General features: G+C 59.7%; 19 protein-coding genes and 3 pseudogenes. 11 read left to right on the top strand and 11 right to left on the bottom strand.

Features of this window, described 5'->3' with window-relative positions; all coding sequences use genetic code 11:
• Nucleotides 1-8: 8 nt before the first annotated feature.
• Together EJ077_RS13270 and EJ077_RS13275 are read left to right on the top strand one after the other, a co-directional pair.
• The gene (locus EJ077_RS13270; RefSeq protein ID WP_135928493.1) at nucleotides 9-1,079 is read left to right on the top strand and encodes an ABC transporter ATP-binding protein; all 1,071 of its coding nucleotides are present in this window, start codon (nucleotides 9-11) and stop codon (nucleotides 1,077-1,079) included.
• A 166-nt stretch (nucleotides 1,080-1,245) separates the two neighbouring features.
• Nucleotides 1,246-2,712: a M81 family metallopeptidase gene (locus EJ077_RS13275; protein ID WP_135928494.1), complete on the top strand. Its 1,467-nt coding sequence runs from the start codon at nucleotides 1,246-1,248 to the stop codon at nucleotides 2,710-2,712.
• 761 nt (nucleotides 2,713-3,473) lie between these two features.
• Here EJ077_RS13275 and hisD read toward each other — a convergent pair.
• Nucleotides 3,474-4,772 carry a histidinol dehydrogenase gene (hisD, locus tag EJ077_RS13280; protein ID WP_208702558.1) on the bottom strand — a complete coding sequence of 433 codons (1,299 nt, stop codon included), beginning with the start codon at nucleotides 4,770-4,772 and terminating at the stop codon, nucleotides 3,474-3,476.
• A 185-nt stretch (nucleotides 4,773-4,957) separates the two neighbouring features.
• Here hisD and EJ077_RS13285 point away from each other — a divergent pair, with 185 nt between their 5' ends.
• Complete coding sequence (locus EJ077_RS13285; RefSeq protein ID WP_135928496.1) at nucleotides 4,958-5,506, top strand: cupin domain-containing protein; 549 nt, start codon at nucleotides 4,958-4,960, stop codon at nucleotides 5,504-5,506.
• Between the two features lie 213 nt (nucleotides 5,507-5,719).
• Nucleotides 5,720-6,820, top strand: coding sequence for an ABC transporter substrate-binding protein (locus EJ077_RS13290; RefSeq protein WP_135928497.1), 1,101 nt, complete (start codon nucleotides 5,720-5,722; stop codon nucleotides 6,818-6,820).
• Between the two features lie 210 nt (nucleotides 6,821-7,030).
• On the opposite strand, the gene EJ077_RS13295 is transcribed toward EJ077_RS13290, so the two are convergent.
• The gene (locus EJ077_RS13295) at nucleotides 7,031-7,963 is read right to left on the bottom strand and encodes a LysR family transcriptional regulator (RefSeq protein WP_189521807.1); all 933 of its coding nucleotides are present in this window, start codon (nucleotides 7,961-7,963) and stop codon (nucleotides 7,031-7,033) included.
• 105 nt (nucleotides 7,964-8,068) lie between these two features.
• On the opposite strand from EJ077_RS13295, the pseudogene EJ077_RS13300 reads away from it, so the two are divergent.
• The 4 genes and pseudogenes from EJ077_RS13300 (at nucleotide 8,069) to EJ077_RS13315 (ending at nucleotide 14,921) form a co-directional block, all read left to right on the top strand.
• A pseudogene (locus EJ077_RS13300) lies at nucleotides 8,069-9,459 on the top strand (VOC family protein).
• 34 nt (nucleotides 9,460-9,493) lie between these two features.
• Nucleotides 9,494-11,026: an aldehyde dehydrogenase family protein gene (locus EJ077_RS13305; RefSeq protein WP_208702561.1), complete on the top strand. Its 1,533-nt coding sequence runs from the start codon at nucleotides 9,494-9,496 to the stop codon at nucleotides 11,024-11,026.
• Nucleotides 11,027-11,037: 11 nt separating this feature from the next.
• Nucleotides 11,038-11,789 (top strand): annotated as a pseudogene (locus EJ077_RS13310) (aminotransferase class I/II-fold pyridoxal phosphate-dependent enzyme); the annotation flags it as partial.
• 90 nt (nucleotides 11,790-11,879) lie between these two features.
• Nucleotides 11,880-14,921 carry an FAD-binding and (Fe-S)-binding domain-containing protein gene (locus tag EJ077_RS13315; protein WP_208702563.1) on the top strand — a complete coding sequence of 1,014 codons (3,042 nt, stop codon included), beginning with the start codon at nucleotides 11,880-11,882 and terminating at the stop codon, nucleotides 14,919-14,921.
• A gap of 46 nt (nucleotides 14,922-14,967) precedes the next feature.
• On the opposite strand, the gene EJ077_RS13320 is transcribed toward EJ077_RS13315, so the two are convergent.
• The gene (locus EJ077_RS13320) at nucleotides 14,968-15,399 is read right to left on the bottom strand and encodes an Lrp/AsnC family transcriptional regulator (protein WP_135928502.1); all 432 of its coding nucleotides are present in this window, start codon (nucleotides 15,397-15,399) and stop codon (nucleotides 14,968-14,970) included.
• A 138-nt stretch (nucleotides 15,400-15,537) separates the two neighbouring features.
• Here EJ077_RS13320 and EJ077_RS13325 point away from each other — a divergent pair, with 138 nt between their 5' ends.
• The 3 genes and pseudogenes from EJ077_RS13325 to EJ077_RS13335 all read left to right on the top strand — a co-directional run bounded on the left by EJ077_RS13325 (nucleotide 15,538) and on the right by EJ077_RS13335 (nucleotide 18,319).
• Nucleotides 15,538-16,641, top strand: a complete 1,104-nt coding sequence (locus EJ077_RS13325; RefSeq protein ID WP_135928503.1) for a saccharopine dehydrogenase family protein — start codon at nucleotides 15,538-15,540, stop codon at nucleotides 16,639-16,641.
• 193 nt (nucleotides 16,642-16,834) lie between these two features.
• Nucleotides 16,835-16,987: pseudogene (locus tag EJ077_RS13330) on the top strand (glutamate dehydrogenase); the annotation flags it as partial.
• Between the two features lie 339 nt (nucleotides 16,988-17,326).
• Nucleotides 17,327-18,319 (top strand): LysR family transcriptional regulator, encoded by a 993-nt coding sequence (locus EJ077_RS13335; RefSeq protein WP_245458728.1) that lies wholly within the window; start codon nucleotides 17,327-17,329, stop codon nucleotides 18,317-18,319.
• On the opposite strand, the gene EJ077_RS13340 is transcribed toward EJ077_RS13335, so the two are convergent.
• Genes EJ077_RS13340 through trbE form a run of 8 tightly spaced genes read right to left on the bottom strand, consistent with a single transcriptional unit; the run spans nucleotide 18,225 to nucleotide 26,419 of the window.
• Nucleotides 18,225-18,491: a DUF2274 domain-containing protein gene (locus EJ077_RS13340; RefSeq protein ID WP_135928504.1), complete on the bottom strand. Its 267-nt coding sequence runs from the start codon at nucleotides 18,489-18,491 to the stop codon at nucleotides 18,225-18,227. The two genes, EJ077_RS13335 and EJ077_RS13340, sit on opposite strands and share 95 nt — an antisense overlap.
• A 1-nt stretch (nucleotide 18,492) precedes the next feature.
• On the bottom strand, nucleotides 18,493-19,719 hold the full coding sequence (locus EJ077_RS13345; RefSeq protein ID WP_135928505.1) for a TrbI/VirB10 family protein: 1,227 nt from the start codon (nucleotides 19,717-19,719) through the stop codon (nucleotides 18,493-18,495).
• The gene (gene trbG, locus EJ077_RS13350) at nucleotides 19,716-20,765 is read right to left on the bottom strand and encodes a P-type conjugative transfer protein TrbG (RefSeq protein ID WP_135928506.1); all 1,050 of its coding nucleotides are present in this window, start codon (nucleotides 20,763-20,765) and stop codon (nucleotides 19,716-19,718) included. The genes EJ077_RS13345 and trbG overlap by 4 nt, the downstream gene beginning before the upstream one ends.
• A complete protein-coding gene (trbF, locus tag EJ077_RS13355; RefSeq protein ID WP_135928507.1) occupies nucleotides 20,762-21,451 on the bottom strand; it encodes a conjugal transfer protein TrbF in 690 nt (229 codons plus the stop codon). The genes trbG and trbF overlap by 4 nt, the downstream gene beginning before the upstream one ends.
• Nucleotides 21,451-22,821 carry a P-type conjugative transfer protein TrbL gene (trbL, locus tag EJ077_RS13360; RefSeq protein ID WP_208702566.1) on the bottom strand — a complete coding sequence of 457 codons (1,371 nt, stop codon included), beginning with the start codon at nucleotides 22,819-22,821 and terminating at the stop codon, nucleotides 21,451-21,453. Before trbL ends, trbF begins: the two co-directional genes overlap by 1 nt.
• Nucleotides 22,822-22,825: 4 nt before the next feature.
• Nucleotides 22,826-23,179: a putative entry exclusion protein TrbK-alt gene (trbK-alt, locus tag EJ077_RS13365; RefSeq protein WP_148671496.1), complete on the bottom strand. Its 354-nt coding sequence runs from the start codon at nucleotides 23,177-23,179 to the stop codon at nucleotides 22,826-22,828.
• A 10-nt stretch (nucleotides 23,180-23,189) separates the two neighbouring features.
• Nucleotides 23,190-23,954, bottom strand: a complete 765-nt coding sequence (gene trbJ / locus EJ077_RS13370; protein ID WP_135928509.1) for a P-type conjugative transfer protein TrbJ — start codon at nucleotides 23,952-23,954, stop codon at nucleotides 23,190-23,192.
• Nucleotides 23,951-26,419, bottom strand: a complete 2,469-nt coding sequence (gene trbE / locus EJ077_RS13375; protein WP_135928510.1) for a conjugal transfer protein TrbE — start codon at nucleotides 26,417-26,419, stop codon at nucleotides 23,951-23,953. The genes trbJ and trbE overlap by 4 nt, the downstream gene beginning before the upstream one ends.

A 26,419-nucleotide genomic window follows, 5' to 3' on the forward strand; every position in this document is an offset into this window, starting at 1 on the left:
AGACAGATATGTCCACTAGTCTTGAAATGAAAAACATTCAGAAGTTCTATGGCTCTCTCCATGTGGTGAAAGACTTCGATCTCCACATCCAACCCGGGGAGTTCGTTACGTTCCTGGGACCATCGGGCTCTGGCAAAACGACTGCCCTCAAGATGATCGCCGGCTTCGAAACACCGACATCAGGGGACATCTTCCTGGGCGCTCGGTCGATCGTCGATCTTCCCGCTTGTGAGCGCGGGATTGGCATGGTCTTCCAGAACTACGCGCTCTTTCCGCATATGACGGTCGCAGAAAACGTCGCCTTCCCCCTCACAGTCCGGAAGGCGCCTCGCAAAGACGTCGAGGAAAAACTCGCAAGGGCCTTGCAACTCGTCAAGATGGATCAGTACAGCAGCCGCTATCCCAACCAACTATCAGGTGGTCAGCAGCAACGCATCGCCTTGGCCAGAGCGATCGTGTTCAATCCGAGCATCCTGCTCATGGACGAGCCGCTCGGGGCATTGGATCGGAATCTGCGTGAGCACATGAAGATCGAAATCATGCGGATTCAGAAAGAACTCAACATGACGGTTGTCTTCGTAACTCACGACCAGGACGAGGCGCTAACAATGTCCGACCGCATAGCCGTGATCAACGAAGGTCGGCTCGTGCAGGTAGATGACAGCAAAAGTCTTTATAGTAAGCCCAAAAACCGCTTCGTCGCGTCATTCGTTGGAGAATCGAACATGATCCGCTGTCGCGTCGATGAGGCGGAAAACGGAGCGGGCAAGGTCACGATGGCAGGGATTTCTACCTTCTCAGCACAACTGACGGGTCAGTCTCAGGGTGACGATGGTTGGCTCTTTGTCCGTCCGGAGCATATCGACATCACTCCTGTGTCAACGTCTTCCGAGACGCTGAACTCCGTCGCCGGCGTCATCGAGAACGTGCTCTTCCTTGGTGAGATGACCCGATACCACATTCGTTGCGGTGACGAAACCATCATCGCCAAGCGGCAAAACCGCGGTCAACCCTACTATACGGGTGGCACCTCGGTAACGGTATCCTGGAAACCCGAGCATTGCGTCATGCTGAACTAACTGAGGCGGGCGGCTTCGCAATCAAGGATAACCGTCGACCTTTGATCTGGACGCGTCCGGACATTTAGCTTCGACACTTCAACGGAAGGGGTTGAGGTATGGCCGAGCTAGCTCTGCGGACGCCCTTCCACTCAGGGTCGCTTCTTCAACGGGGACTATAGTCACAATGACCTTTAAGCTTGCAGTTGGCGGCATCGAGCATGAGACGAATACGTTTCGGCTCCAAGACGCGAAGTCTTCCGACTTTGATGTGGTGCGGGGAGATGCGCTTATTCTCAAGCACGAAGGGGTGCGTTCCTATCTAGGCGGAATGCTGGATGCCGCGTCTAGTTTAGGTGCAACAGTGGTGCCAACTTTACATGCAGATGACGAGCCTTCGGGTATCATTGATGCGGACGCCTATGCACAAATGGTCGACGATCTGCTTTTACACATCAAGAGAGCCCTTCCTCTCGACGCGGTAGCTCTGGCTCTACATGGAGCAGGGGTCGCCCATGGCGTAAGCAATATTGAAGTAGACATTTGTGAGAAGGTTCGGCAACTCGTAGGCCAAGAAGTTAAAATCGTGGTAACTCTGGATCTTCATGGGAACCTAAACCCGAGATTATCAGAATTAGTTGACGCGGCATTTGGCACTCGCTACCATCCTCATACGGATATGTTCGAAAGAGGTCAGGACGCGGTAAATATCATCCCTAGATTGCTGGATGGCAGCGTTATTCCAGAACTGTATATTGAGAAGATTCCCTTCCTACTAGCGCCCGTCACAACAATGTATGGTGTTGCCGCCGCAGTGAACGATCTTTGTCGACAATGTGAAAAGGACGACGACATTGTCTCGTGCACGTTCTTTCATGGCTTCCCGTACGTCGACAACTCGGACTTGGGGGCATCGGTACTTGTGGTGGCCAATGGCAATGCGGAAAAGGCCGGTGTGGCCGCGAAGCAAGTTGCCCGTTTGGTCTGGGATTCTAGAGAGACCATTGGAGCACAATCGTTTTCCCCAGAAGCAGCCATCGAAATCGCTTTATCATCGGGCGACTGGCCTGTGGCTGTACTCGACGGGGCAGATAATCCGGGGGGAGGATGCCCTGGCGATGGGACATATCTCTTGCGCGCTATGCTTGAGGCGGATCTGCGAGAGGCTTGCTACGCTGCCGTTTGCGATCCAGCGGTTGTCAGACAGTCGCACCAGGCAGGTGTCGGTAAGACGATCCAGATAACCCTCGGCGGTAAGACCGATGAAATGCATGGTGCGCCCATCGAGGCAAACGCATATGTAAAAGCCCTAACTGATGGCCGCTTCATCCGTATGTCCGCTGAAGAAAGAGGACGGTCGATGAATGTAGGGCCGACCGTGCGGCTACAAGTAGGTGGCATCGAGATCATCGTCGTTTCCGAGCGCCATCAGGTGTACGATCCTGAGATATTTTTGATGCATGGGATCGATGTATCGCGCTTCAAGATCGTGGGAATTAAATCGACCAACAAGTGGAGGGACGGCTTCGCCGGCATAATCAAGCGTGATTATCTAGCGGATAGCCCTGGCCTGATGAGCCAAGACCTGACCCGCTATGACTATAAGCAGATCCGACGACCATTGTGGCCCTTAGATAAGGAGACACAATACTGACCGATTATCTAGCGTAGTTGCTGCCTTGCGCGCGCCAAGGTATACCATCGACTATAGTCGCTTACTGCTTCGAAAGATCGCGCAAGGCGCTGCGCTAATGACCGAGGCCGCAATGGCGTTCAAGCAGCTTTCGGGGGAAGCCAATCTTGTTGGGAATGCTCCGCTCGAAATGGCTACGCATCGGAACCTGCCGCACTTGGTGGGCCACAATTTGACGAAGCGCATAAAAGTTTTGCGGCCGAGAGTCAAAAGACCCTGTCGCCTACGAACATCAGGACCTCCTACGCGAGTACAGGCTGCCGGAAAAGAATGAGGTGCTTTCAAGCGACATCTATTCGCCGCTGAACGGAAGGTTGCCTCCATCGTCGTCGACGGACGTAGGAACACTTAGTTGGGTCGTACCCACCGTCCAATGCCGTGTGGCGTGTTATGCCGTCGGAACGACGCCCCACTTGTGGCAACTCGTTGCGCAAGGCAAGGCACCAGCCGCACACAAGGGCGTAGCACTTGCAGCCAAGGCAATGGCCGCGGTCGCCTTGGACCTCTTAACGAACGAAAGCCTTTTGTCTGCTGCTAAGACCGAGTTGCAGCGTTCAGGGCCGCGAATGAATTCAGAAATCCCATGGGTCCTGAAATGACCCACCGCTTGCTATGGGTGCCTTGAAGTAAGCGCTCCTCGTTGGGTTTTGCCGCCCAGTGTCTCGATGAGAAGCCAATCCCATTGATCGCATCGGTCACGCAAACTTCTAGAGGGAACCAGATCACTCAGCGGCAAGTTGTTTTGGACTGAGACGAAGTGCGGCGGCGCGGCGATGGCCCTCGAGTTTTTCGGTCGCGCTCTGGCGAACAGCTGCGGGAGCAACGGCGGCGACACCGCGTTCGTCCAGCCATTGGTGGGTCGCGATCTTCACGTAGGAACCGACCCAGAGGCCACCGGTATAACGCCCAGCACCCATCGTCGGCAGGGTATGGTTCGTGCCACAGCATTTGTCGGAATAGACGACGCTGGCCAGTTCGCCGATGAAAATCGAGCCGTAGTTGCGCAGCTTCTGCGCGGTTGCCTGCGGGTCACGGGTGTGGACCTGCAAATGCTCTGTTGCGATGTGATCGGAGTACGCAATCATCGTCTCTTCGTCCTCGACAACGGTGATCTCGCCGTAGTCCTTCCACGCGGCTCCTGCCACCGGTGCCGTCGGCAGGGTTTCCAACTGTTTCTCGACTTCGCTTAGAATGTCTTCAGCGAGTTTGCGGTCGGTTGTGACCACACCAACACGGGTGCGAACGTCATGCTCGGCCTGAGCGAGCAGGTCCGTTGCGATCGTTACTGCATTGGCCGTTTCGTCAGCAACAACGAATATTTCGCTGGGACCGGCAAGCTGGTCGATACCGACCTGGCCGAACACCTGGCGCTTTGCTTCGTTGACGAAGGCATTGCCTGGTCCGACGATCTTGTCGACGGCCGGAATCGTCTCGGTGCCATATGCCATGGCGGCGATTGCTTGCGCGCCGCCGACGCGGAAGATGCGATCGGCGCCCGCGAGATGGCAGCCAGCGATCATTGCAGGGTGAGCATTTGGCGGAAGGCAAGCGATGACCTGGTCGCAGCCAGCGACCTTTGCCGGTACGATGGTCATCACCGGAGCCGAAAGAAGCGGGTAACGACCGCCCGGTACGTAGCAACCAACCGTTTCAATCGGGATTACACGATGGCCGAGGTGAAGGCCGGGAAGGCTCTCGATTTCGAGGGGCAAAATAGTGCCAAGTTGCGCCTCGGCGAAGCGACGGACATTGGCAATCGCGAACTCGGTGTCCTCGCGGGTCTGCGGATCAAGATCGGCAATAGCCTTCAGCTTCTCTTCCTTGGTGACCTCGAAGTTTGCGACGTCAGCCTTGTCGAAGGCGAGGGAGTATTCGCGAACCGCCGCGTCACCTCGCTTGCGGACATTTGCGATGATCTCTTTTACGGTTGTTTCGACCTGAGCTGTATCGGAGACGGCGTCCCTGGTCGGTTGCTTGAGCTGGACAAATTTGCCTTTCAACGCTTCAAGACGCGGCGTCATCAAAATCTCCTGAAATTGGGATAATCCACGCCAGCATCGTGGAAGCTCAGCGGCCCGGCAATCGCCAGTCGCTCGCCCGTTCAGTATATTCACCAGTGTTTAGCCTATATGTTGCATCTGGTCCTCCCTTCGACATGGATGGTGTCATTGTGGGCCTGGTTGAATGATACGGGGAGAGCTGTCACATGCCCAAGATCGGGAGCAAGCTGCATGAGTTGCGCCGTCGACGCAATTTGAGTGCTCGGGAACTGGCCGCCCGTTCAGGGATATCTCATTCAACAATTTCCCTTATCGAACGAGATCGCATGAGTCCCTCGGTTGACACGCTCAGCGCGGTGCTCGAAGCCCTGGGCACGACAATGCCTGGCTTCTTCTCCGATTTGCAGTCGACCCTTCCATACTCTCCATTCTACGCGTCTGTTGACCTGACCGAGATTGGAAAGGTCGATACAATTTCATATCGCGTCATCGGACTGGATCACCCAAACCGACAGTTGCTGATGTTGCACGAGCGCTATGCGCCCGGCGCTGACACAGGCGAGGAGTTTTCACACGCCGCGCAGGAGGCTGGCATGGTGCTGTCGGGGAAGGTGGAGGTCACGGTTGGAGATCAGAAACGAGTGCTGGAGCCGGGTGACGGATACTATTTCGAGAGCCGGCTGCCTCACCGCTTTCGCAACGTCGATGACGGGCAGAGCGAAATCCTCAGCGCGATCACGCCGCCCACCTACTAGCGCCGAACCGCCAACCGGATGGTGAGAATAATAACCAGGGCAGTCGGAGCTGCTTCCCAAATGCTTGAAACGTGATTTCCTATGGCTAGTCCAGAACTCAGGGGAATGGCCGCTCAAGGTTGAAGCTGCGTACGCTCAGGCGGCCGGCTCTGCCAATCAGCCGCGTACCCTTACACTGCTTGAGTGGAAGCCTTAGTCAGGGAGGAAGAAAGCATGAAGACATCAGCACTTGCCATCGCCATCAGCACCGCGCTGGGCTGGTCAATAGTGGCACCATCCGCCTGGGCACAAACTGTGCCTGAAAACCTAAAAGGATCTGGAGAGGTCATTGTTACATCTGGAGGTGGCGCTTGGGAGGCTGCTCAGCGCAAAGCCTTCTTTGAGCCGTTCACTCGTGACACGGGGATCAAAGTTGTCGTCGTGCCGCAGGACGACGGCAAGATGTTGGCTTCAGTTAAACTGGGTCAACCGGCCGCAGACATAACTGAGATAAATGGGGGTTCGTTACCTACCTGGGTCAATAAATCCGCAGCTGAAGAAATTGACTACAGCCTTTTCGGGAAAGATACACTGAAGGGTGTGCCAGATTATCTAAAGTCCAAGTATGGCGTCGGCGCTGTTATCTTCTCGTTGAACGTAGCCTATAACACTAAGGTGTTCTCTGAAACGAATGCTCCGAGGAATTGGGTAGATTTCTATAACGTTGATGCATATCCGGGTAAACGAGGCCTTCCGAAATGTGAAAGTATGTTAAACGGGGGGCTGTTAGAAACAGCACTTTTGGGTGACGGTGTTTCGCCTCAAGCGCTTTATCCTCTCGATGTGGAGCGCGCATTTGCGAAGATCACGAAAATGAAACCGAATGTTGGCCGTTGGTGGGTCGCTGGCGCGGACGCGCCTCAAAGCCTTGTGAGCGGTGAGGTCGATATGGCGGCTTCCTACAATGGTAGGATTATAAGTGCAAAAAAGCAGGGAGCGCCACTCGCCCTATCTTGGGATCAAGCCTTACTGCAATATGATTACTGGGTGGTGCTGAAAGATGCACCCAACAAGGAAAATGCTTTTAAATTCCTGGCCTATATTTCCCAAGCGAAGCCCCAGGCGGCATTTTCCACAGAAATTCCATACGGTCCAATAAATAGCGACGCATTTGCGCTATTGTCAAAGGATCTGGTTGAAGCCCTTCCGGGGGCGCCCGAGCGGAAAGGCAAAGAAATCCCGCAGAACTATGAATGGTGGGGTCAGACACAAGCTGACGGACGCACGAACTATGAGCTAGCGCTTGAGCGCTGCGTGTCAATTCTTTCCCAATGAGAGAACCCGGCACAACTTTGACGGATTGAGGCAAGGTTGTTTTTGAAAATTCGTCGACACCTTCTCGTAGGAGGTGTCGACGTCAGTGCGACTGGTTCCAAGTCAATACGAACCTCTACGTCATTGCATTGTCGGCTGCGACTTCTCGTTAGTCAGGGAAAGTCTCTAACGAGATAGCGGCTTTGCTGGTGGCAGCATCTTGTTCAGGACTCATGAAATATTTGGCCCCGGAGTGGCGATAGAGTTTGATCTATTGATTTCTCGAAGAAGCCATTCCTGAAATTCCACTGCGAGCCCCATCGTGCGCTTCTGCTCGGGGCGAACGACCCAGTACGCATTCTCCGTTTGCATTGATTGGGGGACAAACGGGGCCAGCGCGCCGGAGGCAAGCTCATCTTCAACTAAATATGTAGGGAGGAGCGCAACTCCAAGACCCGCAATCGCGGCCGAAATGATCATCGAGAATTGATCAAACCTCGGCCCCTGATACGCGCGCGGAAGCGATATGGCGTGATGTGCGGACCAGTCAGACCAGAGTTTTGGTCTTGTCGTCAAATGCAACAATTGCGCGCTGCAAAAAGGATCGTTCGTTGCCGCATGAGTTCCCTCTTGAAGGGCCGGGCTTGCAACAGGCAAAACGGTCTCGTGACACAAGAACGTGGCGGTTGCACCTGCCCATGTGGGCTGCCCGAAATGAATTGCCAGATCGAATTTCTCCTCGGCGAAACTGAACGGGCTCGAGCGTGACTCAACAGATATGGCAACGTCAGAATGATCGGCAATGAACCTTCCGAGTTTGGGAACAAGCCACTTGGCCCCGAAAGTCGGAAGCGTGGCAATTCGCAGAGACGAACTCATGGTCCCGGCTGCTACCGCTCCAATCATCAGGCGCTCAGACTGCGCTAGGAACTGTCTAACTTCAGGCAGCAGTCTCTGCCCTGCGTCGGAAAGCACGACACGACGTTTGATGCGCTCGAATAGTCTCAGTCCGGTTTGCTGCTCGAGTTCAGCTACCTGCCTGCTGATGGCACCTTGGGTGAGATTGAGTTCTTCGGCAGCCCTGGAAAAGTTCTCATGACGCGCAGCGCTTTCGAATGCCTGCAGATTTACGATGTCCGGGATCAAGGCTCTGCGCATATATATTCCGTTACCTCATTAATTTAACAGAAAACCTCACAACACGGCCACGAAAATCCGGGTTATGGTGATGAAAGTGGATGATAAGCACTAACCACAGGAATTTCCACCATGACCGGGAAGGTTTCTGCAAGCGACATCCGGGCCTCGTTTTCGAGTGCGATGTCCGTAATGTACCGAGAAGAAGTTCCGGCATATGGCACGCTTATGGAGCTGGTGGCTCGCGTGAACCAACAGGCGCTGGCCAGCGATCCAGAGCTGAAATCCCGTCTCGAAGCGACCGACAATTTGCAACGCATTTCCGAGGAGCGGCACGGGGCCATCCGGCTCGGCACCGCAGCCGAGCTTGCGATGATGCGCCGCATCTTCGCGGTGATGGGAATGTATCCGGTTGGCTACTACGACCTCTCGATGGCGGCCGTTCCAGTTCACTCAACGGCTTTCCGGCCAGTTGGTGAGGCGGCGCTCAGGCGCAATCCCTTCCGTGTTTTCACTTCGCTGCTTCGCCTCGACCTGATCGCGGATGAAGCGCTCCGGCAAGAGGCACAGACTGTTCTGGCGGAGCGCCAGATCTTCACGTCCGCCGCAGTTGCCCTGACGGAAAAGGCGGAGAGGGAAGGTGGGCTCTGCCAGGAAGCCGCGACCCGTTTCGTGGCGGAAGTGCTGGAGACGTTTCGCTGGCACGACAAGGCCAATGTCGAATTGTCCATGTACCATCGCCTGCACGACGCCCACCGGCTGATCGCGGATGTCGTGTCTTTTAAGGGGCCGCACATTAACCACCTGACACCCCGCACCCTGGACATCGACGAGGTGCAGGCGCTGATGCCGGAATATGGCATTTCGCCGAAGGCCGTGGTCGAAGGTCCTCCCACGCGCAAATGTCAGATCCTGCTGCGTCAGACCTCGTTCAAGGCTCTGGAAGAACCTGTCTCCTTCCAGGACTGTGAGGGGGCTGGCAGGCCGGCACCCATACGGCCCGCTTCGGCGAGATCGAGCAGCGCGGTGTCGCGTTGACCCCGACTGGCCGCGCCCTTTACGACAGGCTGCTGGATGGCACGCGCAAGATCGCACGTCCAGCCGCCGATGGCTCTAATGCCGCTGCCTACGAGACCGCGCTTGCCGAGACGTTCAAGGCTTTTCCGGATGATTGGGCGTCGATCCGCTCCCAAGGTCTCGGCTACTTCGCTTACGCGCTGACCGAAAAGGCGGAGCATACGGCTCCGGCGTCGCTCGATCTCGATACATTGATCGCCGAAGGCTTTATCCGCTTCGATCCCGTCGTGTACGAAGACTTTTTGCCCGTCAGTGCCGCCGGAATCTTCCAGTCAAATCTGGGCGGCGGCGCGCAGCAGGAATTTGAAGCGAGCCCGAACCAGAAGCGGTTCGAAGCCGATCTCGGCGCCAAAGTCCTGAACGAATTCGATCACTACGCGGGTATCGAAAAGACGTCCCTCGAAGCCTGCCTCAACGCGCTTCAGAAGCGTGCCGCAGCCGAGTAGCCGGCCGAACCAACCCTCTCTTGGAGTTCCATAGATGAACATTGTTCCTGAAAACCTCTCCCTCAAAGCGGAAGCTGCTGCCATTCTGGACCGCCTCGGGGTGGACAAATCCGCCTATACGGGCGGTAACCTTAGCTCCTTCTCTCCCGTCACCGGCGAGCAGACCGGTAGCCTGAAAACCGTTTCAGCAGCGGGGGCCACCGAGACTATCGAGCGCGCCGATACTGCATTTCGCGCATGGCGCCTGGTGCCCGCCCCGAAGCGTGGCGAACTGGTTCGGCTGTTCGGTGAGGAACTGCGCGCCGCCAGGGCTGATCTCGGACGTCTCGTGTCCATCGAAGCCGGCAAGATTCCGTCCGAAGGCCTCGGCGAAGTGCAAGAAATGATCGATATTTGCGATTTCGCGGTCGGCCTGTCCCGCCAGCTATACGGCCTGACGATCGCCACCGAACGCCCCGGTCACCGCATGATGGAAACCTGGCATCCACTTGGTGTCATCGGGATCATTTCCGCTTTCAACTTCCCCGTTGCCGTCTGGGCTTGGAATACCGCCCTTGCCTTAGTCTGCGGCAACAGCGTGGTGTGGAAACCGTCCGAAAAGACGACCCTAACCGCGCTTGCCGCGCAGGCCATCCTCGAGCGCGCCCTGAAGCGCTTCGGCGATGCGCCGGAGGGCCTGGCGCAAGTGCTGATCGGTGACCGAACCGTTGGCGAGGTTTTGGTCGATCACCCCAAAGTGCCGCTGGTTTCTGCAACCGGGTCGACCCGGATGGGCCGCGAGGTCGGACCGCGCCTTGCCAAGCGCTTTGCCCGCGCAATCCTAGAGCTTGGGGGCAACAACGGTGGCATCGTCTGCCCTTCCGCCGATCTCGACATGGCGTTGCGTGCCATTGCCTTCGGCGCGATGGGCACCGCCGGCCAGCGCTGCACCACGCTGCGCCGCCTCTTCGTCCATGAAAGCGTCTATGACCTACTCGTGCCGCGTCTGAAGAAGGCCTATGCCAGCGTTTCCGTCGGCAACCCGCTGGACGGAAGCGCTTTGGTCGGTCCGTTGATTGACAAGCTGGCTTTTGAGGGGATGCAGAAAGCGATCGCCGCGGCCAAGGCGCACGGCGGCACCGTACATGGCGGCGAGCGGATAGACGCCGGTAGCGCGAACGCCTATTATGTGAGGCCTGCCTTTGTCGAGATGCCGGCGCATGACGGCCCGGTGCGGGATGAGACTTTCGCACCCATTCTCTATGTGATGAAATACAGCGACTTCGACGCCGTTCTGGCCGATCACAATGCGGTGGGTGCAGGTCTTTCCTCGTCGATTTTTACATTGGACATGCGCGAAGCCGAGCGCTTCCTGGCGGCGGATGGTTCGGACTGCGGCATCGCCAATGTCAATATCGGCACGTCGGGCGCTGAAATCGGTGGCGCTTTCGGTGGGGAAAAGGAGACCGGCGGCGGACGTGAGTCCGGTTCCGACGCATGGAAGGCCTATATGCGCCGCGCCACCAACACCATAAACTATTCGAAATCCTTGCCGCTCGCGCAAGGTGTCTCTTTCGATATTGAATAGGGCTCGACGCCATGACGGTCTCAATCAACGTTGGGGAGGGGAGCTTTCGGCCCGCCGCGCGGCTCGCCTGTCGACGTTTCGAAAATCCTGCAAATTGGCGCCAAAGCCGCGGCGATGAAGCAAGAGGGCTTGCCCGTCATTATTCTCGGCACGGGCGAGCCGGATTTCGATACACCAGACCATATCAAGCAGGCCGCGAAGGCAGCCATTGATGCCGGTGAGACCAAATACACCGCGCTCGACGGTTCTCCAGCTATGAAGCCGGCGGTCTCCACTAAGTTCAAGCGCGAGAACGGCATTGAACACGCTACCGACGAAGTGACGTCGGCGCCGGCGCCAAGCAGATCCTGTTCAACGCCTTCATGGCAACCATCATACTCACACCCTGCTATTCCGATATTGTAGAAGTGTGCGGCGGCACATCCGGTCTTGTGCCATGTGATGCTGCGGCCGGGTTTCGTCTTCAGGCGATCGCGCCGAAAACCCGCTGGCTGCTGTTGAGCTCGCCGTCCAATCCGTCCGGCTTGTAGTCCCGTAGATTACCAGCCGCTGATCGAAGTTCTACTACGCCATCTGGATGTCTGGCTGATGGTGGACAATATGTATGGGCATATCGTCAATGATAGGTTCGAGTTCGTCACACCGGTAGCACTACGTCGCGATCTGGTGGTCGGTCGGCTCAATGCCATTCCTGATCTTGAATGCCGCACACACCCGAAGGGCCTTCTGCACCTTTTCGGGCTGCGCGGGCGTGCTGAAAAAGTTCATTCCGAAAGGGAAAGACCCTGCTGACGGATACCGATTTCACCGATTACCTCCTGCGGCTGGCTCTGAAAGGATAAATTCTCCCGCCATGATTCCACGCCTCGATCGCCTAGCTTCCGCCGCTGACGCTCCTGCAAGCTTCTTCGAGCGCCTGATCGAGGCGGGCTTTCGCGGCGATATTGAAAAGCGAGCGGCCTCCCGCACGGTTTATGCCACGGATAACTCCATCTATCAGATGGAGCCGAAGGCGATTGTCTTTCCCCGCGATGCGGAAGATCTGCAAATCATCGCCCGCACCCTCTCCGAGCCAGCTTTCCGCACCATCGTCATTGCCCCGCGTGGTGGTGGTACAGGCACCAACGGCCAGTCTCTGACCGATGGCGTAGTGGTCGATTGTTCACGGCACATGAACCGCATTCTCGAGATCGACCCTGTGCGACGAACGGCTCGCGTTGAGGCGGGCGTCGTCAAGGACCAGCTCAACAGGGCGCTAAAGCCGCATGGATTATTCTTCGCGCCGGAGCTTTCCACCTCGAACCGGGCGACGATCGGCGGTATGATTTCTACCGATGCCTGCGGGCAGGGCTCCTGCCTCTACGGCAAGACGTCGAACCATGTTCTGGGTCTGCGGCTCGTGCTGATGGACGCCTCGGATTTCTGGTCCCGCCCGCTCGAAAACGCGGAGCTTACCGAAATATGCGCGCGCGATGACCGCATCGGTGAAGTCCATCGGATCGTGTATCGCATCACGCGGGAAAAGCAGGAGCGGGTCGCCGAGGTCTTCCCAAATCTCAACCGGTACATGACCGGCTACGACCTGGCGCATGTGCGACGGCAGGACGGGCTTTTCGATCTCAACGCTGTGCTGTGCGGGTCGGAGGGAACTCTCGCCCTGATTGCTGAGGCCGAACTCAATCTCATGCCGCTTCCCGCCGAGGTGGCGCTCATCAACATCCAATATGGCGATTTCAATGCTGCGCTGGAAGATGCCCGCAACCTGGTGGCGCTCGGCGTCGCCTCGGTTGAAACGGTTGACGAGAAAGTTCTCGGTCTTGCCAAAGGCGATATTGTGTGGAGCGCTATCGGCCGTTTCTTTCCCACGGAGGGGGGGCGGGCGGCAAACGGCATCAACATCGTGGAAATCTTGGCTGACGACGGCGACGCGCTTGAGCAAAAGATCGCGGAGGTCGCTGCCTCGCTCGAGGCAAGGCCCGGTGCAAACAGGCTGAGGTTCACGGTCGCGCGCGGCCATGCCGATGCCGGGTCGATCTGGACCATGCGCAAGCGCGCGGTGGGCCTGCTCGGCAATGTCGAAGGCTCGATTCGGCCGGTGCCTTTCGTCGAGGACACCGCCGTGCCGCCTGAGCATTTGGCTGCCTATATCCGCGAGTTTCGCGATCTTCTCGATAGGGCAGGCGTGTCCTACGGCATGTTCGGTCATGTCGATGCCGGCGTGCTGCATGTCCGCCCGGCTCTTGATCTGGTTCGACCGGATCACACAGCCCTGGTTCGCCAAATTAGCGATGCGGTGGTGGCGCTCACTCGCAAATATGGCGGCGTGCTATGGGGCGAGCATGGCAAGGGCGTGCGGTCGGAATATGTGCCCGAATTCTTCGGAGACCTTTACCCTTGCCTGCAAGACATCAAGCGCGGCTTCGATCCGCAAAACCGGCTTAATCCAGGCAAGATCACCAGCATCGACGGAAGACCGTTGCTGAAGATCGATGAGGTGCCGCTCCGCGGCGATTTCGACAGGATTATAGGGCACGAGATCCGCGCCGCGTTCGACAACGCCGCCTATTGCAACGGCAATGGTGCCTGTTTCGATTTCGATGAAAGAAGTCCCATGTGCCCGTCCTACAAGGCGACACGGGATCGGCGTCAGTCGCCCAAGGGCCGTGCGTCATTGATGCGCGAATGGCTGCGGCTTCTGGCGGAGAAGGGCACCGATCCCGGTAGGGAAGTGGAGCGTCTGCGCAAGGCCGTCGGTCTGTGGCAACTGCCGCGCCGTATCCTCAATTCATTCAACCCGACAAACGCAGGCGATTTCTCGCATGAGGTCAAGGCGGCGATGGACAGCTGCCTCGCCTGCAAAGCCTGCGCCGGGCAATGTCCTGTTAAGGTGAGTGTCCCCTCTTTCCGGGCCAAGTTTTTGGAGATCTACCATGGCCGCTATCTGCGGCCCCTCAAGGACTCGCTCGTTGCATCCATCGAGACAATGCTGCCGATGATGGCGCGTGTCCGACCGCTCTATAACCTCGTTGCAGGCACTATGCCTGGCAAGGCTCTGACGCGCATGGCTGGGCTGACGGCACTCCCACCTTTGCCCGCAGTTTCGCTGCGCAGGGAAGCCAGACGGCTGGGAGTGGCCATTGCGCATGCCGAGGATCTGACACGGTTCGCCAATGAAAAACTGGCCCGGACAGTCGTCTTCGTGCCGGATGTTTTCACCTCCTATTTCGATCCGGATGTCGCACTTGCAGCGATCAGCCTTGCCCGCAAGCTGGGGTATGAGCCTTTGCTTGCCGCTCCGCACATCAACGGGAAAGCGCTGCATGTGCATGGCTATCTGGCACGCTTCGAAAAGGCGGCAAGAGAAACGTCCGCCTACCTGCAAGGGCTTGCTGATCTTGGCGTAACATTAGTCGGCATTGATCCTTCAATGACGCTTGCCTTCCGCAGCGAATATAGCGCGCTGCCCGGCAAGCCTTTGGGGGCCGATGTCGCCCTGCCGCAAGAGTGGCTGGCAAATGTTCTAGCAGAGCTACCTCGCGCAAAAGCCATCGAAGGTACGCGTTACACGCTCATGCCCCATTGCACGGAAAGAACCAACGCGCCTGCCGCCATCGGGCAGTGGAAGGCGGTATTCGCGCAATTCGGTATTGAACTCGAAGTTGCCGAGACGGGGTGTTGCGGGATGGCGGGCACGTTTGGGCACGAGACGCGCAACAGAAGATTATCGGAAGCGCTCTACGAAATGAGTTGGAAGTCTCCGATCGCAGGTCGACAAAAAGAGGACGTTGTCATGGTCACTGGATATTCCTGCCGGTCGCAGGTCAAGATCCTTGGGGCCGTTGCTGTGGAGCATCCCCTTCAAATCATAGCACGCCTAGTCAATTCCAACGCATAGAGACTGGCGTTGTAATCAGCGGTGAGGCGCATCTAGCTGGATGTGTTCAGCGGCTTAGTCGAGTGGACATGATGATCGAGGAAAGCGTTCGCTCAACGCCATCGATCATTCCGATCCCGTCCACGAGTTGATCAAGTTCCGAAATTGACGGCGCTTCGAGAACCGCAATTAGATCGAATGTACCGCTCACCGAGTGCAGTGATTTCACACCATGGATTGCCTGCAGCGAAACGCAAACCTGTGATAAGACTTTTGGCGCGAGCGTGATCATGACATGGGCTTTCGCTAGACCTGATTGATACGCATCGGACAGTCTAACGTTATATCCGGCAATGACCCCTTCACGCTCCAGGCGATCAAGTCGGGCCTGAACGGTCGTTCTCGACAAACCGAGCTTTTTGGCAAGGCTTGCCACGGGCGCCCGTGCATTTTCGCCAAGCAAATCGAGCAGTTCCCGATCTTTTCCCGTCACATTCATTGGAACCCCGGCATTCAGTCAATCTGATACGGCGAAATGCTTAAAACAAGCAAACAAAAATAGCAATGTGACCCTATGATATGTTGCCTCATCCCTTCAAACTATCAACATTGAAATCCTGAAGCGGAGGAGACTGAAATGAAGGACGTAGTGGTCATTGGCGCAGGTAAGATCGGTGGCGCCATCGCATTGATGCTGGCCGAAACAGGCGATTACAATGTCGTCGTAACCGATCGTGACCAGGCGCAGCTCAACAAGCTCGACAAGCATCCCGGGATTTCCGGAAAAGTTGTTGATATCACCGAAAACGCGGCGATCGTGGCGCTGCTTCGCGGGAAGTTCGCCGTTCTGTCCGCGGCGCCCTTCAACCTGACCGGCAAAGTCGCCGAGGCTGCGCTGGAAGCCTCGGTGCATTACCTTGACCTGACGGAAGATGTCGCAACGACCAAGAAGGTTGAGGAGCTCTCCGAAGGTGCGGATGTTGCTTTCATCCCCCAGTGTGGCCTCGCGCCCGGCTTTATCTCGATTGTTGCCAATGAGCTCGCCAAGCGCTTTGACACGCTGGATAGCGTACGCATGCGCGTTGGAGCACTGCCGCAATATCCGTCGAACGCTCTGAACTACAATCTGACCTGGAGCACGGATGGGCTGATCAACGAATACATCGAGCCATGCGAGGCGATTGTCGAGGGCAAGTTCATTACAGTGCCGGCCATGGAAGAGCGCGAAGAATTTTCGCTGGATGGTGTTACCTACGAGGCATTCAACACATCTGGTGGTCTCGGCACGCTGGCCAAGACGCTGGAGGGCCGCGTTCGGACGATGAACTACCGCACGATCCGCTATCCAGGCCATCAGGCCATCATCAAGGCACTACTGAACGACCTCAACCTCAAAAACCGCCGGGACGTGCTCAAGGACCTGTTCGAAAACGCTCTGCCGGCCACGATGCAGGACGTGGTGGTGATCTTCGTCACCGTGTGTGGCTGGAAAGATGGCCGCTACATGCAGGAAACCTACGCCAACAAGGTTTATTCGGGTGTCGTCGCGGGCAAAACGATGAGCGCGATCCAGATCACGACGGCCGCCGGCATCACGACGGTTCTCGACCTCCTCGCCGATGGAAAACTGCCTCAGAAGGGCTTCGTTCGGCAGGAGGAAGTCGCGCTGGCAGATTTCCTGAACAATCGCTTTGGCCGGGTTTACGACCCTGAGGCCATTCGTCTGAAGAAGGCGGTCTAGTCCCTGTCATGACTTCGGGCGCCCAGCGCTGATGGTGTCGGGCGTGTCGCTCTGAACGCGGGCTGCGCTCACCCCTCGCGGGGTGGGCTTGGCAACCCGGCAGTCGTTCACAACAACAGCAGACCCCAACGAGCATTGTCCGATGAATTCCGCCAGCTTCCTTGAAAGTGTCGACCAGAACTTCCGCCATGCCATGTCCTTCCTCGACCTGCCGGAAGGACTGGCTGAACGGATCATTTAATGCAACTCAACCTACACGGTTCGCTTCGGGGTGCGCCTGCGTGGTCGAATGTACAGCTTTATCGGCTGGCGATCGGTCCACAGTGAGCACTGCGAACCGGTCAAAGAGCGTTGCCGTGGCCGTTGCAGGGCCAGCGAATACAGAGGGCTATAGCGTCGGCCTAGTTCTCATCTGGTTCCTGAGAATGCGGTCAGCCCAGTCGTTGAACCGAACGAGATCACGATGCCCGATTGCGGCATGGCGCCGAAAGAGGACGAATTGGAGAGCCATAGCGTGGAATCGGATAGAGAGGCAATGTGATCATGCCGGAAGGGATGCATGCAAAAACTGGGCTTGCGGTTCAGCGACAGGCCCTAAGCTAATATCTACTGGACAAGGTGTTTTCCTTGACGGAACTGCGTGCGTTGCAGCATTCAGCTTCCTGCTACATCGGGAATTTGCGGCGTGAAATTCGAGCTTCGCCATCTGCGATATGTTCTCGCAGCGGCTGAGCAGCGAAGCTTTCGGCGGGCTGCTCGCAGCCTTTCCGTCGAGCCATCGACGATCAGTCGCCGTATCCGCGATCTGGAAGACGACATTGGCGCTGCCCTGTTCATTCGCGCTCATGATGGCGTCAGTCTCACTGTTGCAGGTGAGCGCTTCATCCGAAGGGCACGCAAAGCGCTGAACCAGCTCACCCATGCTACCCTTGATGCCAGCGCCATAGGGCGAGGCCAAGCGGGCATCATCAGGATCGGCCTGACGTCCTCGATTGCTTCCGGTTTCATCGCCAAGCTTCTTGATGCCTATGGTGTCACTCATGCCGAGGTACAGATCGAATATGTCGAAGGTCAAGCTTCTCAACATGTTCCGGCGATCCAGCAGCACCAGCTGGATGTCGCCTTCCTGACTGGCACGCCTGCGGCCGAAGACTGCGACGTTTTGCATCTGTGGAACGAGCGGATTTTCGTGGCGATGTCGGGCAGACATGAACTGGCCGGAAAAGACGGGATCGCGTGGAGCGATCTTCGAGACCGGGAGTTCATCGTCAGCGAAGCGCAGTCGGGGCAGGAGATTCACGACTGCTTGGTGAAGCATCTTGCCGAACTCGGCCATAGTCCAAGTGTGCAGAAGCATGCGGTCTATCGAGACACACTGATGCAGATTGTCGCCGGCGGAAGCAGTCTGACGCTCACCAGCGAAGCGACGATCGCTGCGCAGTTTCCCGGTGTTGTCTATCGCCCTCTTACAGGCGAAGTGCTGCCTTTCTGTGCGGTATGGTTGCCCCGCAATGACAATCCGGCCTTCCGGCGGTTTCTCAGCTTGGCCAAAGTCATTTCAAAACGCTGTGAGGCCAGCGTTGTCACGACGGGCGTGACTGGTCCTTCGGAAAGCGGGATGAACGGTTCTGATCCGGCGCTCGCCGCACCTTTGCAAAGCCCCGATCCGTCGCAATAAACCGCTCCAGCATCGGCACGATCAGCCGCTTTGGATCGGCAGCGGGCTGACCGCTTTCCCTGGCCAGGGCCTCGGCATAGGCGGCGAGATCACGATGCAGGCTACCAGGCAAGTCTATTGTGACCTTGACTGGCTTGTCTTCGGTAATCGGGCCGAGTTTCAGTTTGGTCATTTCAGCCCTTGTATGGTTCGAGGACGAGATCGCGGGTGACGATCACGCGCACAGGGAATCCCGGGCGGATCGTGAGCGTCGGCGCAATGTTGAGCTGGCGGCTAACGATCTGCTGACCGGTCTGACTGACGCTGTCTGATGCCCCTTGGCGCAACGCGCGCACGATGTCGCTGTCCTGGCCTGACGATCCTGCCTCTGCGCCGACGCTAAGGATGGTGGAGAGCGCGGCGGCCTTGAGCAGTTCGGCCCAGTGATAGTCGACGCCGTCCTCCAGGCCGGCATACCCCTCGGAGTCGGTGCCTGGTTGGCGTTCGAGCACGATCGAGCGTCCATTCGGCATGATGAGCCGGTTCCAGACCAGCAACACGCGGCGCTGGCCAAAGCCGACGCCGTTATCATACTGGCCGATTAATCTGGTGCCTTGGGGCACAAGCAGGATGCGGCCGCTCGGGCTGTCATAGATGTTCTCTGTGACCTGAGCAGTGATCTGGCCGGGCAGATCGGAGCGGATGCCGGTGATCAGCGCGGCCGAGATTACCGCACCGGCCTGCAGGATGTTCGGCGACGCCGGCGCAGCGACGCGATCCGGGGAGACGGTCCGTCGATCGGCGGCAGCACTCAGGAACGCGAGCTGGCGGTCCTGCGCGGTCGGTGTGGCGGGCGGTGGCGCGAGGCCGAGGCTGGTCAGGTCTGGCGCCGGCAGTTGAGGACTGGCGGCTGGTGTCGCCCCAGGCGATGTCGCCGCGGGCGCGCTTGTCCTGGTTTCTGTCGAGGCGAACAGGCGCGCCGTGCGCGCGGCCTCCAATTCCTGCAGCCGACGCTGTTCCTCGGGGTTGGGTGTCGCCATGCCAGGAACGAGGACCTGCTGTCCCCGGTTCTGAGCGTCGAGGATGGGACGGCCAAGGTCGCCGGGCAGCGGAGGACCCAGCACCGGCCCCGTATAGTCCCGCGGCAGGCCGGCAAGGCCGTCGGCGGTGGCGCGATTGTCAGTGGAATACAGCTCCTCATTCGGGCGGCCGCCGTCGCGGGTCTGGAGGGCGTAGATCAGCGCGCCGCCAATACCGACGCTGGCGACCAGACCGAGACCGGTCAACACCTTCCTCGACAAGCGCGTGACACGCGGCGCCTCGGCGCGCAGCCGCATTGGCGGTGCCGGTTCGCCGGTCAGGGGCTGCTCGACGTTGTCCGGCGCAGGCCCTTCCTCTTTCCGGGGATCGATGTCACTCACGATGCTGGCCTCCCGTCAGTACGGGTGATGCGCACACGCTTCTGGCGGTCGCCCGCTCCGAAGCGCAGCTCGGCGGCGGCGAACAGGCGGTCGACGATCATGTGGTTGCCGCGAACCCGGTAGTTCACCAACTCGGACGTGTTGCCTTCAGGGCCGATGACGAAGAGCGGCGGCATCTCGCCCTGACCAATGCCGCGCGGAAACTCGATGAACACCTGACGGCCGTCGTCGAAGGCGCGGAGCGGCCGCCACGGCGCGCGGTCGCCGTCGATCTCGTAGCGGAAATTGACGCGGGAAATGTCGATGCCGGTGGCGACAGGCTGGACTGCCTGGGCCTCGGTGTTTTGACGGCGCAGCGCAATGAGCTGATCCTGCGGATACTGCCAGGAGACGGACGCCATATATGTCCGTTCGGTCGAGCGCAGCTCCATGTAGTAGGTGCGCAAGTTGGTGTTGATGACCAGGTTCGTCATCAACTCGGCACGGGTCGGCTTCACCAAAATATGGATCTGTCGCGTCGCGCCGGTTCCGCTTTCGGTGTCACCGATGATCCAGCGCACGGTGTCGCCCGCGGCGACGGGACCGGAGCCGACGAGCTGCTCGCCGGGCTGGAGCGCGATGTCGGTGATCTGCCCGACGGCGGTGTAGACCTGATACAGTGCGCCTTGTGTGAACGGATAGACCTGCATCGAGTTGATGAAGCCGTTGCGTACCGGCTGAATGCGAGCAGCGGCGTTGGCCTGGTTGACCCGCGCTGTCGGATCGGACGCCTCAGGCGCTCTCCGCGTCGTCTCGACCGGCTTCATCTGGCCAGGGAGCGGCAGTGGCCGGGGAAGTTCGACCACGGTGACCGGCGCTGGCGGATCGACCGTCTGCACGGCCGGCGCGGCGTCGTCATAGCTGATCTCGGGCGGCTTATGCGTCGTGGCGCAGCCGGCGAGGGCGGTCGTTGCGAGGAGGATGAGCGGCAACCCGGCTTTGCGCAAAACCGACGATGCGGATGAATGTGAAGCCGGGTTTCCGGCTTTACGGAAAGACGACTTCATTGTCCCAGCTCCCGTGACCAATTGATGGCGTTGACGTAGATTCCGAGCGGATTGGCCCGGAGTTTTTCGGCGTCGCGCGGCGGCTGCACGACGATGGTGAGGATGGCAGTCCAGCGTGATGTCTCGGCAAGCGCGCCGTCCTGATAGTGGCGCTCGACCCAGGCGACGCGGAAACTCGTGGGCGACGCGCGGATGACCGACGAGACATCGACCGAGATCTGCTGCTTGCCGACCTTGGTAAAGGGGTCGTTGGCGCGGGCATAGTCGTTGAGCGCCATCGCGCCAGCAGAGGTCGTGAACTCATAGGCGCGCAGCCAGTTCTGCCGCACAATGATGGCGTCGGCCGGGATCGAGCGAACCTGCTCGATGAAGCGGGCGAGATGCCAGGCCATCTGCGGATCGGTCGGTTGATAGTCGGCGGTGGCGGGCGCGACGGCCTGCGCCTGCCCGAGACGATCGACCTGCACCACCCAGGGCACGATCGTTCCGCGCGCCGACTGCCAGACCAGCGCCGAAGCGAAGCCGGCCGAGAGGATCAGCGAGCCGAACGCCATCCAACGCCAGTTCTTCGCCTGCACACGGGCCGAGCCGATGCGTTCGTCCCAGACCTGACCGGCGCGCTGGTAGGGCGTCTCGGGCTCGGGTGATTTGCCATAGTGGGTTGCCGGTCGTTTGAAGAGGCTCATCAGCGTTCGCTTTCGGAGAGGTTGATGGAAGAGCCGCCGCCATGGCTGTCGCCGGAGCGGACGGCATGCGCGGCGGCCTGGACGCCGTGCGTGATGTTCTGAGAGCGCTTCATGCGCTTGGCCCAGTCGGGCGGCCCATGACGGGAAGACGCGCTCTGACTGGTAGAGGAGTCGTTGGCTGCCTCGGTGTCGCTGCCGATCGTGCCTGCGGTCGAAGAGCCGCCGGTTGCCTCGAAAACGGACTTGGCGCCGGCGGAGAAGCTCGACTTCATACTGTCCGCCGTACGCGACGCGGCGCGCTTCAGCGGAGAGGCAGCAGCGGACGCGCCGGCGCGGGCAACGCCACCGAGGCCGGAAGCGACGCCCGCCGCACCGGACTGACCAGCCGCGCCGAGGCTGTAGGCGCTTGACGCTCCACCTGCGAGCGCGGCTCCACCGCGGGCGGCGGCGGCCGCGCCACCGATCGCGGCAGTACCTCCGGAAGCAACAGCTCCCACGGTGGCCGCGCCGGCGGCGACCATGCCCCCGGCGGCAACCCCGGTGCCAATCGCCGCGCCCGCGCCGAGCTGCGGTCCGCCCGAGACCAGGCCGTTGGCGATGCCGGGACCGAAGATGCCGAGGCCTAGCAGCGAGAGCGCTGCGAGCACGATCGCCATGGCCTGGTCGATCGTCGGTGTCGCGCCGCCGAAGCCAGCGGTGAATTCGGAGAACAAGGTGGAGCCGATACCGATGATGACGGCGAGCACGAGCACCTTGATGCCAGACGAGATGACGTTGCCGAGGACCCGCTCCGCCATGAAGGCGGATTTGCCGAAGAGGCCAAAGGGAATGAGAACAAAGCCGGCGAGCGTCGTCAGCTTGAACTCTATCAGTGTCACGAAGAGTTGGATGGCGAGGATGAAGAAGGCGAGTAGCACCAGTGCCCAAGCAAAGAACATGCAGGCGATCTGGATGAAATTCTCGAAGAAGCTCCAATAGCCCATCAGGCCGGAGATGGAATCGAGGAGCGGCCGGCCGGCATCGAGCCCGGTCTGCGCCACCTTGCCGGGACGCAGAAAATCGGCGGTCGTGAAGCCCGTACCGCTCGCCTTCAGGCCGAGCCCGGCAAAACTCTCGAAAACGATGCGGGCGAGATTGTTCCAGTTGCCGATGATGTAGGCGAAAACACCGACGAACAGGGTCTTCTTCACCAGCCGCGCAACGATGTCGTCGTCGGCACCCCAACTCCAGAACAGGGCGGCGAGCGTCACGTCGATGACGATCAGGGTCGTTGCGATGAACGCGATCTCACCGCTCAACAGGCCGAACCCGCTATCGATGTAGCGGGTGAAGACCTCCAGGAAGTGGTCGATGACGCCGGAGCCGCCCATGGTTTTACCTGACTTCTTCGCGTTGGAGCGGAACGACGGGCGCAGGGATGGTCGCCGTCGGGTGCGGCGACTGCGGCGCGTCGGGCAACCGCTCGGCGGGGCGAGATCCGGGGGCCAGGAAGTGACGACGGTTCTCGGCCCAGGCGTGCAGACAGGACGGGTCGCGCGGACCGGCCTCGCCGATCCCTGCGCAGCGGATGAGTTCGGCCCGCAGACGATCGGCGGCCTCGTTACTGGGACGATCGACACTTCGATAGATCGGCGCGTCCTCGTGTCTGGTCATCTCGACCGCCGCGGCGGTGACGGCCACTGCGATGAAGACGATGGCACCGATGCGGGCGAACATCTTTCCATCCATGATCGCACCCTCAGTTGCCGCTCTGGAACATCCGGGCGTTGCCGGGCTGATAGCCGGAGCCGGGGGTAAGGAAGCGACGGCGCTGCTCGCGGCCCTGTTCGGCAGCCGTGGCTTGCTCGGCGGACTGGAGCGCCTGCGCCCGGCCATTGGCGGCGACGACGGCCGTGAGGTCGGCGAGTTGCTGCGCCTGCAGCGCGAGGAGCTGGTTGCCGGCCTGCGTGGCCTGAAGCGCTCCGGTCGCGCCCTGGCTTTGACCGACCAGCGCCGACATCTGCGTCCGGTTGGTGTCGATGTTGCCGACGACGCCAGCTTGGACGCGCATGGAGTCCTGTAGGCCGCCGACCGTGTTCTGCCAACGCGAACGCGCGTCAGCGACAAGCTGTTGGTCGGATGCCGATAGCGAGATGTTGCCGTATTTGGTCTGGAATGCCTTGTCGATATCCTGGACGCTGTAAGCGATGTTCTGCGCTTGGGTGAGGAGCTGTTGTGTTCGCTGGACGGATTGCTGAAGCTGCTGGAGCGATGAGAAGGGCAGACTTGCGAGATTGCGGGCTTGGTTGATCAGCATCGTCGCTTGATTTTGCAACGAGGTGATCTGGTTGTTGATCTGCTCAAGCGCGCGGGCCGCCTGAAGGACATTTTGCGCGTAGTTGGTGGGGTCGTAGACGATGATGGCGTGTGCAGGCGAGGTCAGCAGCGGCGCCAGCGCCAACGGCGCCGCCAGGATGGAGAAGACGAGCCGAGCGGCGCGCGTGCGGGATCGAATACGGGTCATGACGAAACCTCTTGGCTGGTGGGGATGGCGGTCTGGGGAATGACGTTGGTGAGATCGGCGATGACATCCGCCGCCCAGCCGAGCGAACATTCGGCGAGCCACTCGTGCAGGAAGCCATCACGGCCGGACCGGGCGAACACTTCGGCGATCAGAGTCTGGTGCTGCTTCGAGGACGCGGCGCAGAGCGCCAGCGCGACGTCGGACAGGCCCAGCTCGAACAGTCGGTTGCCGCGCCGCGACTGGCAGTAGTAGTCGCGCTTCGGCATGGCCCGCGCGAGGATTTCGATCTGGCGGTCGTTGAGGCCGAAGCGACGATAGATGGCGGTGATCTGTGGCTCGATCGCACGCTCGTTCGGCAGCAGCAGGCGGGTCAGGCAGCTCTCGATGATGGCGGGTGCGATGGCCGAATTATCGATGTCCGACAGCGACTGGGTGGCGAAGATGACGCTGGCGTTCTTCTTGCGCAGCGTCTTCAGCCACTCACGCAGCTGACCAGCGAAGCCCTCGTCATCAAGCGCGAGCCAGCCCTCGTCTATGATCAGCAACGTCGGCCGGCCGTCGAGCCGGTCCTCGATGCGATGGAACAGATAGGCGAGCACGGCGGGCGCGGCGCCGGTGCCGATCAGGCCCTCGGTCTCGAAAGCCTGCACCGAGGCTTCACCCAGATACTCGGCCTCGGCGTCGAGCAGCCGGCCGTAGGGGCCGCCGATGCAATAGGGGCGCAGCGCCTGTTTCAGGTCGTTCGATTGCAGGAGGACGGCGAGGCCGGTGATGGTGCGCTCGTTGATCGGGGCGGAGGCCAATGAGGTCAGCGCCGACCACAGATGTTCTTTCACGTCAGGCGTGATCGGCACGCCCTCGCGCATCAGGATCGCGATAATCCAGTCGGACGCCCAGGCGCGTTCCGGAACCTCGTCGATGCCGGCCAGCGGCTGAAGCGAGACTGAGGTGGCCGATCCCTCGGTCAGGCCGCCGCCGAGATCGTGCCAGTCGCCGCGCATGGCGAGCGCCGCCGCGCGGATCGAGCCGCCGAAGTCGAAAGCGAACACCTGAGATTCGGCGTAACGGCGGAACTGCAACGCCATCAGCGCCAACAGGACGGATTTGCCCGCGCCCGTCGGGCCGACGACAAGCGTGTGGCCAACATCGCCGACATGAAGGGAAAACCGGAACGGGGTACTTCCCTCGGTCTTGCCGTAGAGCAAGGGGGGCGACCCGAAGTGCTCATCCCGTTCCGGCCCCGCCCACACCGCCGACAGCGGGATCATGTGGGCGAGATTGAGCGTGGAGATCGGCGGTTGCCGGACATTGGCGTAGACGTGGCCGGGCAGCGAGCCGAGCCAGGCGTCGACGGCGTTGATCGTCTCGGGCATTGCCGTGAAGTCGCGACCCTGGACGATCTTCTCGACCAGCCGCAGCTTCTCGGCGGCGATGCGCGGATCCTCATCCCAGACCGTTACGGTCGCCGTCACATAGGCCTGGCCGGCATAATCGGCGCCGAGTTCCTGAAGCGCTAGATCGGCGTCAGCTGCCTTGTTGGCGGCATCGGTGTCGACGAGAGCCGAGGCTTCGTTGGTCATCACCTCCTTCAGGATGGCGGCGATCGATTTGCGCTTGGCGAACCATTGCCGCCGGATCTTCGTCAGCAGCTTGGTCGCATCGGTCTTGTCGAGCAGGATCGCCCGGGTTGACCAACGATAGGAAAAGGCCAGCCGATTGAGATCGTCGAGCAATCCAGGCGTGGTTGCCGTCGGAAAGCCGACGACGGTGAGGATGCGCAGATGCGCCGTTCCCAATCTCGGCTCCAGCCCGCCGGTGAGCGTCTGGTCGGCGATCAGGGCATCGAGATACATCGGCGTCTCGGGAACGCGCACGCGGTGGCGTTTGGTCGAGACGCAGGAATGGAGGTAGGTCAGCGTCTCGCCGTCGTCGAGCCAGAGGCATTCGGGCATGAAACCTTCGACGAGCTGCAGCACGCGATCGGTGCGGTCGATGAAGCCGCGCAGGATCTCATGGGCATCGACGCCCGATTGTTCGCGGCCTTCGTAGAGCCAGGCTTCGGTGCGCGCGGCATCCTCGGCAGGCGGGAGATGGAGGAAGGTCAAGAAGTAGCTCGACTCGAAATGCGTGCCCGCCTGCTCGAAGTCGGCCTTGCGCTCGGCATCCAACAGACCCGACGCTGAATCCGGGAACATGCTGGAGGGATAGGTCCCGGCCGCATGGCGCTGCGCTTCGACGAAGATCGACCAGCCGGAGCCGAGACGCCGGAAGGCGTTGTTGAGCCGGCCGGCGACGGCGACCAGTTCGGCCGGCACGGCGGAATCCATATCGGGGCCGCGGAAACGGGCCGTGCGCTGGAACGATCCGTCCTTGTTGAGAACGACGCCTTCGCCGACCAGGGCGACCCAGGGCAGGAAGTCGGCAAGCCGGGTGTTGCGATTGCGATATTCAGCTAGGTTCAACAT

The organism is Mesorhizobium sp. M8A.F.Ca.ET.057.01.1.1, from assembly GCF_003952565.1.
GTDB lineage: Bacteria > Pseudomonadota > Alphaproteobacteria > Rhizobiales > Rhizobiaceae > Mesorhizobium.

Excerpts from the sequence above, each read along its gene's own strand:
- EJ077_RS13270 (WP_135928493.1), top strand. The coding sequence starts at position 9 with ATGTCCACTAGTCTTGAAATGAAAAACATTCAGAAGTTCTATGGCTCT.
- EJ077_RS13275 (WP_135928494.1), top strand. The coding sequence starts at position 1,246 with ATGACCTTTAAGCTTGCAGTTGGCGGCATCGAGCATGAGACGAATACG.
- hisD (WP_208702558.1), bottom strand. The coding sequence starts at position 4,772 with ATGACGCCGCGTCTTGAAGCGTTGAAAGGCAAATTTGTCCAGCTCAAG.
- EJ077_RS13285 (WP_135928496.1), top strand. The coding sequence starts at position 4,958 with ATGCCCAAGATCGGGAGCAAGCTGCATGAGTTGCGCCGTCGACGCAAT.
- EJ077_RS13290 (WP_135928497.1), top strand. The coding sequence starts at position 5,720 with ATGAAGACATCAGCACTTGCCATCGCCATCAGCACCGCGCTGGGCTGG.
- EJ077_RS13305 (WP_208702561.1), top strand. The coding sequence starts at position 9,494 with ATGAACATTGTTCCTGAAAACCTCTCCCTCAAAGCGGAAGCTGCTGCC.
- EJ077_RS13315 (WP_208702563.1), top strand. The coding sequence starts at position 11,880 with ATGATTCCACGCCTCGATCGCCTAGCTTCCGCCGCTGACGCTCCTGCA.
- EJ077_RS13320 (WP_135928502.1), bottom strand. The coding sequence starts at position 15,399 with ATGAATGTGACGGGAAAAGATCGGGAACTGCTCGATTTGCTTGGCGAA.
- EJ077_RS13325 (WP_135928503.1), top strand. The coding sequence starts at position 15,538 with ATGAAGGACGTAGTGGTCATTGGCGCAGGTAAGATCGGTGGCGCCATC.
- EJ077_RS13340 (WP_135928504.1), bottom strand. The coding sequence starts at position 18,491 with ATGACCAAACTGAAACTCGGCCCGATTACCGAAGACAAGCCAGTCAAG.
- trbG (WP_135928506.1), bottom strand. The coding sequence starts at position 20,765 with ATGAAGTCGTCTTTCCGTAAAGCCGGAAACCCGGCTTCACATTCATCC.
- trbF (WP_135928507.1), bottom strand. The coding sequence starts at position 21,451 with ATGAGCCTCTTCAAACGACCGGCAACCCACTATGGCAAATCACCCGAG.
- trbL (WP_208702566.1), bottom strand. The coding sequence starts at position 22,821 with ATGGGCGGCTCCGGCGTCATCGACCACTTCCTGGAGGTCTTCACCCGC.
- trbK-alt (WP_148671496.1), bottom strand. The coding sequence starts at position 23,179 with ATGGATGGAAAGATGTTCGCCCGCATCGGTGCCATCGTCTTCATCGCA.
- trbJ (WP_135928509.1), bottom strand. The coding sequence starts at position 23,954 with ATGACCCGTATTCGATCCCGCACGCGCGCCGCTCGGCTCGTCTTCTCC.
- trbE (WP_135928510.1), bottom strand. The coding sequence starts at position 26,419 with ATGTTGAACCTAGCTGAATATCGCAATCGCAACACCCGGCTTGCCGAC.